Annotated in this window: 9 protein-coding genes; 1 reads left to right on the top strand and 8 read right to left on the bottom strand. The window is 44.9% G+C overall.

The features are described 5' to 3' along the window. Positions 1-15 precede the first annotated feature (15 nt). From yacG to nadC, 8 genes are all read right to left on the bottom strand, one after another. Positions 16-213 (bottom strand): DNA gyrase inhibitor YacG, encoded by a 198-nt coding sequence (gene yacG / locus BCT81_RS26860; protein WP_004738153.1) that lies wholly within the window; start codon positions 211-213, stop codon positions 16-18. A gap of 79 nt (positions 214-292) precedes the next feature. Beyond that, positions 293-1,033 (bottom strand): cell division protein ZapD, encoded by a 741-nt coding sequence (gene zapD / locus BCT81_RS26855; RefSeq protein ID WP_061032469.1) that lies wholly within the window; start codon positions 1,031-1,033, stop codon positions 293-295. A gap of 26 nt (positions 1,034-1,059) precedes the next feature. Continuing rightward, positions 1,060-1,674: a dephospho-CoA kinase gene (coaE, locus tag BCT81_RS26850; RefSeq protein ID WP_061032470.1), complete on the bottom strand. Its 615-nt coding sequence runs from the start codon at positions 1,672-1,674 to the stop codon at positions 1,060-1,062. Between the two features lie 2 nt (positions 1,675-1,676). Then, the gene (locus BCT81_RS26845; protein ID WP_102426438.1) at positions 1,677-2,546 is read right to left on the bottom strand and encodes an A24 family peptidase; all 870 of its coding nucleotides are present in this window, start codon (positions 2,544-2,546) and stop codon (positions 1,677-1,679) included. A 66-nt stretch (positions 2,547-2,612) separates the two neighbouring features. Beyond that, on the bottom strand, positions 2,613-3,842 hold the full coding sequence (locus BCT81_RS26840; RefSeq protein WP_102426437.1) for a type II secretion system F family protein: 1,230 nt from the start codon (positions 3,840-3,842) through the stop codon (positions 2,613-2,615). Positions 3,843-3,857: 15 nt separating this feature from the next. Next, positions 3,858-5,543, bottom strand: coding sequence for a type IV-A pilus assembly ATPase PilB (gene pilB / locus BCT81_RS26835; protein WP_102426436.1), 1,686 nt, complete (start codon positions 5,541-5,543; stop codon positions 3,858-3,860). A 5-nt stretch (positions 5,544-5,548) separates the two neighbouring features. Next, complete coding sequence (locus BCT81_RS26830; RefSeq protein ID WP_102426435.1) at positions 5,549-6,028, bottom strand: pilin; 480 nt, start codon at positions 6,026-6,028, stop codon at positions 5,549-5,551. Positions 6,029-6,282: 254 nt separating this feature from the next. Continuing rightward, entirely contained in the window at positions 6,283-7,173 is an 891-nt protein-coding gene (nadC, locus tag BCT81_RS26825; protein WP_004738163.1) for a carboxylating nicotinate-nucleotide diphosphorylase, read from the bottom strand. Positions 7,174-7,256: 83 nt separating this feature from the next. Here nadC and ampD point away from each other — a divergent pair, with 83 nt between their 5' ends. Then, on the top strand, positions 7,257-7,856 hold the full coding sequence (gene ampD / locus BCT81_RS26815) for a 1,6-anhydro-N-acetylmuramyl-L-alanine amidase AmpD (protein ID WP_102426433.1): 600 nt from the start codon (positions 7,257-7,259) through the stop codon (positions 7,854-7,856). Positions 7,857-8,380 lie beyond the last annotated feature (524 nt).

Raw genomic sequence — 8,380 nt, 5'->3', positions numbered from 1 at the left:
CTCGAATCTCGAATCTTAGTACTGGTCTTCTGACCAACCATCGCTATCAGACATATCTGGTGCGCCAGCGATACTGTTCTCTTCGTCTGCCCATTCACCGAAATCAATCATCTGACATTGCTTACTGCAAAACGGACGGTGTGGGCTCTGTTCACCCCACTCAACATCAGTCTGACATTGTGGGCATTTAACGATGGTGATTTTGTTCGACATAGTGATTCTTAATTAGAGGGGTAATAAAACTGAGTTTAGGCTCAAGTGATCACTCAAGCCAAACGCTAAAGGGAATTAATCAGGTGCAGATAGCCAGCTCAAATTCGATATCTTGAGTACAGGCTTGGCCTGTTTCAAAGCTCATGAACTTAACAGCAAAGCGGTTTTTATGCCCTGAGATCATCGGGTAGGCACCGTATTGCATCGGTATGGATAGGCGAAGGATATTCGCTTCTTCAGCATCGCTCTGGAAGAAGCCAGCACGAGCGATTTGCTCTTTGAAATGGCCTGTCTCTCGAGTTAGCTTTAACCATAGCGTTAGCGCTTCATACAGAGGCTGTAGGCTATCCATCCACGCTTTGGCATCTCTCATCCTCTTATCAAGAGGGAGGTGTAACCAATAATGCAGTGCCGGTAAGTCAAAGCAGCACGAACCGCCTGGTAGATTAAAGCGTTGGCGAATCGCACTAAGGAAGCGGTCTTCCTTAAGTGATTGGCCAAAACGCTCCGCGTGCATTAAATCACGATAGATATTGCCAATGTCATTGAGCAGTGACGTAAGCATCTCTTGATCGACACCTTCAACGTCTAACCAGCTCTTGTAGGTTACACGTTGCTTCTCAAGATCTTTTGCAAGTTCGCTCTTGAGTTGGATCTGCTCGAAGATTTCAATCAGATCAAAGATAGAGCGGAAAAAGAGTTGATACTGTTGAGCATCGGAAAATGTAGAAGACAGGTGTAGCTGCCTCAAGAGCGATTCCACTCTTAGGTAGATGCGTGTTTTCTCATTTAGAGGATGTTCAAATTTGTGGGTGATCATCGAGCAAGCCTTCATTCAACATAGTTCTATTCTGACCCATCTACTGTACTGATTGCCAGATACTTTTTATGTAAATCTGTGATTTGCGGCAAAAGTTCTTGGTTTTTAGTATGGTTTTTAATCACGTCATCTGCAACTGCTAAGCGTTGTTCTCTTGAAGCTTGTGATTTCAAAATTGATGCAACTTGTTCCCTAGAAACATTGTCACGGCTCATCGTTCGTTCAATTTGCACTTCTGTAGGCACATCAACAATTAATACGCGATCCGTCATGCCTTGCATCTGGTTTTCAACCAATAGAGGTGCGACTAATAAACCATAGGGAGAGGTGACTTTAGACAGGTCACTGTCAATTTTGTCACGGATCATGGGATGAAGAAGATCATTGAGCCATTGTTTTTGCTCTGGGTCTGAGAAGATCAGCTCGCGCAGTTTAGATCGATTGAGTGTGCCATCTTCAAGCAAGATGGTTTCACCAAAATGAGCAGTAATCTGTTTTAGTCCATCACTGCCTAACGCAACCACTTCACGTGCCACGATATCGGCGTCGACAATATCAATACCAAAGTGTTCATTGAACAGGTTAGCAACGGTTGTTTTACCACTGGCGATACCGCCACTTAATCCGATAATGATTGCCATGGTTACATTCCTAATACTGAAGTGAAATACCAACCCATGATGTCGTTACCCCACATCAAGCTTACCCAACCAGCAATCGCAAGGTAAGGGCCGAATGGGAAGGCTTTATCAATGCCTTGCTGTTTCAAGCGCAGCTGAATCAAACCAAACACTAGACCAACAAGCGAAGACAGCAGGATGATCATCGGTAGATGCTGCCAACCCAGCCATGCGCCAAGTGCAGCCAGTAACTTGAAGTCACCGTAACCCATGCCTTCTTTACCTGTCAGCAGTTTGAACAGCCAGTAGACGGACCATAATGCGAGGTAGCCAGCCATAGCGCCGACTACTGAGTCTTGAAGCGATACTGGGCTGATATTAAATAGGGCTAAAGCGATACCAGACCAAACTAACGGCAAGGTAATCTGATCAGGCAATAGCATGGTGTCGAGGTCGATAAAAGTCGCGGTAATTAACGCAAAGGTGAAAAATATCAGTGCAATAGCGTAAAAACTGAAACCAAAGTGACTGGCAACAACTGTGCAAAGTGTCGCAGTCAGCAGTTCAACCAAAGGGTAGCGAGCGCTGATTGGATTAGCACAGCTGTGACACTTACCCTTCAAGAACAACCAGCTTAACACTGGAATATTGTCGACGATTCTTAATTGAGTTTTACATTTAGGGCAAGTAGAGCGAGGAACACTGAGGTTGAACTTACCTTCTGGCGCAGGAATTTTATATTGGGAGAAATACTCCGAGCACTCTTGTTGCCATTCGCGTTCCATCATAATAGGTAAACGATGTATGACGACGTTAAGGAAGCTGCCAATCAGAAGGCTAAAAATGAATGCTAATACCGGGAATAGCCAAGGATAGTAGTGAAATACTTCCATAGTGTCCTTTACCACTTAATCAAGATGAGTAGAGGTTTCTACTCATGGGTGTTTAGTTGCTTTTGGCTATCCTAACACACTCATAAGATTAAAGATCGGTAAGTACATCGCAACCACAAGACCACCTACGACGGATCCTAAAAACACAATGATCAGCGGTTCTAATATTTTGCCCAAATTATCGACGGTGTTGTCGACTTCAAACTCGTAAATCGAGGCGACTTTGTTGAGCATTTCATCAAGGTTGCCTGACTCTTCGCCAATCATCACCATCTGCAACATCATCTCAGGAAAGGCGTTGGTATTTCGCATTGCGATATACATTGGAATGCCTGCAGCGGTTTCGCGATGTACTTCGATGATTGCCGATTCATAGTGCAAATTACCTGCGGTTTTGGCTGTGGTTTTTAGACTCATGAGAATGGGGATACCAGAACCGAAACTGGTTGATAGTGTGCGACTGAATTTGGCAATGGAGGCTTTGGCCATGACACCGCCTAGAATTGGAAACCTTAACCCCAAGCGGCTGGTCGATAATCGAATCGAGTAGGAACGCTGACAGAGTTGATAGATAACTAAGGCTGCTAACCCTGCACCTACAAATGTATAAAAGCTGTATGCCTGCATCCAATGAGAAAGCTCTAGTACTTGCTGTGTAAACCAAGGGAGGTCGGCACCAAAGCCTGAAAACATCGACTCAAATTCAGGAATCACCATGGTCAGCATTAGATAAGAGACAGTGAGTGCGACAGTGACTACCATTGCAGGATAGATAAGCGCCTTGATGACTTTAGACTTGAGCTGTTCACTCTTCTCACGATAGGTCGCTAAGCGTTCAAAGACTTGCGCGAGGTTACCCGAGAGCTCACCCGTTGCGACTAAATCGGTATAGAGGTCATCGAAGTGACGACTTGCGGTTCGCATCGCTTTGGATATAGGTGTACCAGCTTCAACACCTTTACAGATGTGTGACAGGATAGATTTCATTTCAGCTTTGCGGTGGTTATCTGAGACTAACTTAATCGCCTGCACAATCGGGACACCTGTAGCTAACATAGTCGCAAGTTGGCGGGTCAATATGGTGATATCCCGAGACTTAACTCTATGGGTTAAACGCGTCAGTGCCGAGATGCTTTTCTTTTTGATTTTCTTTATCTGGATATGCTGATCTTTGAGCTTTTCACGTACTTCTAATTCGGTAAGCGCTAAGGTTTGCCCTGATACTTTTTTACCGGAGCTATTGATGCCTTTCCAGTGGTAGCTTTTTAATTGTGATTGCTTAGTTTTGCTGATCATTGAAGCTCCAATGGATTATAGGTATAGAACACGTTGCAGCTCTTGATAGCTTGTGGTGCCTTCAAGTAGCTTATCCAATCCTGACTCTTGCAGTGTGCGCATCCCTTCTCGGCGAGCGAGGTCTTCAACCTCCAGCGCATTCGGTTTGCTGATAAGGCTATTTTTGAGTTTGTCGGTGAATGGCATCACTTCATAAATTCCGACACGCCCAGAATAGCCTTGATTGCACTCGTTACACCCTTGTGGGTTGGCCTTGTAAATGGTTTTGCTGTTAGGTATTGAGTGACGCAGGAAGATGTCTGGTGAGTCGTCAATGACTTTGCATTGGCTACACAAGCGTCTTGCCAGTCGTTGGGCAATGATCAAGCTCAACGATGAGGCTAAGTTAAAGGGCTCAATCCCCATATGAGCGAGTCGGGTAACGGTTTCTGCCGCAGAGTTGGTATGGAGCGTTGAAAGTACTAAGTGACCGGTTTGCGATGCTTTGATGGCGATCTCTGCGGTTTCTAAATCACGAATCTCACCTACCATCACCACATCTGGATCTTGTCGTAAAAACGAGCGTAGGGCTTCAGCAAACCCGAAGCCGATCTTTGGCATCACTTGCACTTGATTGATGCCACACAGGTTGATCTCTACCGGATCTTCTGCGGTGGAGATATTGCGCTCTGTGGTATTCAGTACACGAAGGCCAGTATAAAGGGAGACGGTTTTCCCGCTGCCTGTTGGCCCGGTCATTAAGATCATTCCTTGCGGGCGTTTTAGTGCATTCAGGTATAACGCTTTTTGATCGTCGCTGTAACCGAGCTTGTCGATGTCGAGATTAGCTGCGCTGCTATCAAGTAACCTCAGTACAATTTTCTCACCCCACAAGGTTGGCAATGTGGAGACGCGCATATCAATCGCAAGTTCATCATTCAGGCGCAGTTTAATACGTCCATCTTGAGGTAGTCGGCGCTCGGCAATATCAAGCTTGGCGATAATTTTTAAACGGGCGGATAAACGTCGGCTTAGGTGAGAAGCGGGTTGCTGGATTTCAACCAATATACCGTCACAACGCAGGCGCACACGGTAGTGCTCTTCGTAAGGTTCAAAATGAATATCTGATGCGCCTTTACGTACCGCATCGACCAGTATCTGATTGATAAATCGGCTAACTGGAGAGTCGTCTTGGCTAAGGTCCTCAATCGACGCGAGCTCGTCGTCAGACACTTCAACTAGGTTAGCCAGTTCATCTTGGGTGATCTCTTTGCGTTTGGACTCTTGCCCTGAAATAGAACGGCCGTATAACTTGCGTATCGCGCCTTCCAGTTCTGAGTAATTGGCGACTGCCAGTTCTATCTGCAGGCCGGTAGCAAAACGAAAATCATCTTCAGCCTGTAAGTCGGTAGGGTCGGCTGAAGCCACTGTGAGCGTCGAATTAGAGACTGAGATCGGAAGTGCACGGTATTTGGTTATCAGCTCGCGAAGCCCTAATTGGTCACACAAAGCTTCATAATCTGTGTTGCTCAATTGAACTAACGGCAAGCCAAAGATGGCTTGTATATTGTTTGCTAGGGAGTCGCCTGTGAAGAGATCAAGAACAAGCAAAGCTTCAGGAGTTGAAATTCCTGAAGCTTGTACGTGTTCCGCCACGGCTTGTTCTTGAGTCAGGCTAATTAAATCAGCCTGACGGAGAATTGTAGGGAGGTTGGTTAGCATGTAGTTTAAGGATTTGTGTTAGCTGCAGGAGTGCAGGTTTTTGGAAGGATTGAATCATTTGCTGTTATATCAGTTGAGCTACAAGACCATGAGCCATCTGTAGTTCTTGATAGCGTAAGGTTTTTTCCTGCAACAAGACCGCTTGCTCCGCTGGCGACGGTTGCAAAGGTAAAATCTATACTTCCTGTTGCACCACTAGTGGTAAAACCAACGGAACCTAAAGGCATCGCTGGCACACCTAAATCACTTGGCGTTTGGCCTGTTTCAGAGTCATCTGGAAATGTTCCATTTTCAACAGCAAAAGCTTCTATATTTGTTTTCGCTCCAGTAAGCGTTGCTAAAACTGAAGCAACCTCGCTTTTCGCAACATATTTTTGATATTGAGGCATAGCTATTGCGGAAAGAACTCCGATTACCGCAACCACAATCATCAATTCAATCAGCGTGAAACCTTTCTGAGTTGTTCTTTTGTTCTTGTTATTCATTCTTTTCATTCCATTCTTTAGTTTGTTTCAGTGCAAGCACAAGATGGTAGAGAGAATAGAAGTCGAGATAGGGAAGTGGAATGGTGTTCAGGTGCGGTCGCGAGTGGTTTTGAATTTATTGAATTGCTGTTGCATATAGCACGCAAATTTATGCGATCAACTTAAATAACGCTTTGAAATACTGATAGTTAAGGCAATAAAAAAGGCACTGCTATCAACAGTGCCTTTAGGGAAACTATTTACTATTCAGTAAATTACGCTTTGAATCTCATTGATAGATCCATTGCTTTCAGGTGCTTGGTCAATGCGCCAACCGAGATGTAATCAACACCCGTTTCAGCGAACTCAGCGATGGTGTCTAACGTCACGTTACCAGAGTTTTCTAGTGCAGCACGGCCAGCGTTGATCTTCACAGCTTCACGCATCATGTCAGTGGTGAAGTTGTCTAGCATGATGATGTCTGCACCAGCATTGATCGCTTGCTCTAGCTCTTCCAGGCTCTCAGTTTCAACTTCAACTGGCTTACCAGGGTTTAGCTCTTTTGCTGTTGAGATAGCTTTTTCAATACCACCACATGCGATGATGTGGTTTTCTTTGATTAGGTAGGCATCGAAAACACCGATACGGTGGTTGAAACCGCCACCACAAGCTACAGCGTATTTTAGTGCACTACGCAGGCCAGGGATGGTTTTACGAGTATCTAGCAGACGGCACTCTGTGTGTTTGATTTTGTCAGCATAGATGGCGGTTGCGGTCGCACAACCAGATAGCGTTTGAATGAAGTTCATTGCGTTACGCTCACCCGTTAATAGTGCGCGTGCTGGACCGGTTAGGGTACAAAGCGTTTGGTTTGGTTCAACCTTATCGCCATCTTCTACGTTCCACTCGATAGTCACTTCACCGCCTAGCTGCTTAAATACCTCATCAGCCCATGCTTTACCACAGAATACGCCGTGCTCACGAGTGATGATGGTTGCGCTGTTGATCGCGTCAGCTGGGATTAGACTTGCCGTAATATCAGCCGCTGGATCTAACGTACCGCCTAGATCTTCTTTGATTGTTTCTGCGACTGCACGAGTGATCTCGAGAGGCAGTTGCTCTTTTAAGTAGTCAAGGCGTTGGTGGCTGTTATGTGTGTTTTTCATCGCAAATCTAATCTTGAAAGGGAGTGGGAATGGAATGATACTCTTGCTTAACTTCAAATTAAAGAGGCTAGCGCGACTGCTCTATGGGCAAGGTCACAATCTACTGTGCTAGCAAAAAAGAAAGAGAGACCAAGATGACGATCTGCTCCAAAGGATGGTACGAAAACGCTCGGCATGTTCCTTCTCCGTATTTTGACGCTCGACTGAGTGTCGATGATATCTCTCTGCTGGTGGTCCACAATATTAGCCTGCCACCGGGGCAATTTGGTGGGCCTTATATCGAGCAGTTCTTTACGGGTAATCTCGATCCAGCGGAACACCCGTTTTTCAAAGTGATTCATCAAATGGGGGTATCTTCTCACTGCTTGATTCGCCGTGATGGCGAAGTGGTGCAGTTTGTTTCTTTCCTTGACCGGGCTTGGCATGCTGGCCAATCGAGCTTTGCCGGTCGTGAAAGGTGTAATGATTACTCTATTGGTATTGAATTAGAGGGAAGTGACTTTGTTGCCTATACAGAGCAGCAGTATCACGCCTTGACTGAGCTAACTGAAACGTTGGTACTAAGCTTTCCTCAGATTACTAATGAACGTATTACTGGCCATCAATACATAGCACCTTTACGCAAAACTGACCCAGGTTTAGTTTTTGACTGGGCAAAATTTAAAGGCAAATTACGCTTCTAATTCCTCATATTCTTCATGGCTCTGCTAATTACAGAGCCTTGCTTAATCAACGCTTAGCATAACCACTTGTGAATTTTTGTTGTTGCAATGTAAAGAAAGTGGTTGGCGGGTGTGCGTCAATAAATCGAGAGTGTGACGAGCTTATCAAACACCTAGATATTAAAGCTTGTGAACAGAATTTCCCTCCCAAATGTGCGCTTGGTTCGATTTTTGACCGACTTAGGCTAATCTTTCTGAAATAATTCATTTTTATCCTGAAACTTTCTAGCACGAATACTCCCCAAAAGTATTAGCGCTGTAAATGGTAAGACCAATTTGGTTGCTGTTTTAAATTTCATTTGTTAAATCGTGGTTAATTCACACTGCGTTCTATGATGCAGGTCAATTTTACGCTGGACAGTGGCGTTTTAATTATGTTAATTTCTGCCCAACTTAAAATTGGTATTACCAATTGTCAGCGAAGAAAAAGAAGAACAACAAACTATGGCTTATCAAAGGATTCGTCAGCCAAAACTCTCCGATGT

The organism is Vibrio sp. 10N.261.52.A1 (assembly GCF_002876325.1).
Lineage (GTDB): Bacteria > Pseudomonadota > Gammaproteobacteria > Enterobacterales > Vibrionaceae > Vibrio > Vibrio chagasii.
Note: the sequence above shows the minus strand (reverse complement) of the source record. Positions and strands in the feature narration are given on the sequence as shown.

Coding starts and splice junctions, on each gene's coding strand:
- yacG (WP_004738153.1), bottom strand. CDS start 213: ATGTCGAACAAAATCACCATCGTTAAATGCCCACAATGTCAGACTGAT.
- BCT81_RS26840 (WP_102426437.1), bottom strand. CDS start 3,842: ATGATCAGCAAAACTAAGCAATCACAATTAAAAAGCTACCACTGGAAA.
- ampD (WP_102426433.1), top strand. CDS start 7,257: ATGGGCAAGGTCACAATCTACTGTGCTAGCAAAAAAGAAAGAGAGACC.
- coaE (WP_061032470.1), bottom strand. CDS start 1,674: ATGGCAATCATTATCGGATTAAGTGGCGGTATCGCCAGTGGTAAAACA.
- nadC (WP_004738163.1), bottom strand. CDS start 7,173: ATGAAAAACACACATAACAGCCACCAACGCCTTGACTACTTAAAAGAG.
- BCT81_RS26830 (WP_102426435.1), bottom strand. CDS start 6,028: ATGAATAACAAGAACAAAAGAACAACTCAGAAAGGTTTCACGCTGATT.
- BCT81_RS26845 (WP_102426438.1), bottom strand. CDS start 2,546: ATGGAAGTATTTCACTACTATCCTTGGCTATTCCCGGTATTAGCATTC.
- pilB (WP_102426436.1), bottom strand. CDS start 5,543: ATGCTAACCAACCTCCCTACAATTCTCCGTCAGGCTGATTTAATTAGC.
- zapD (WP_061032469.1), bottom strand. CDS start 1,033: ATGATCACCCACAAATTTGAACATCCTCTAAATGAGAAAACACGCATC.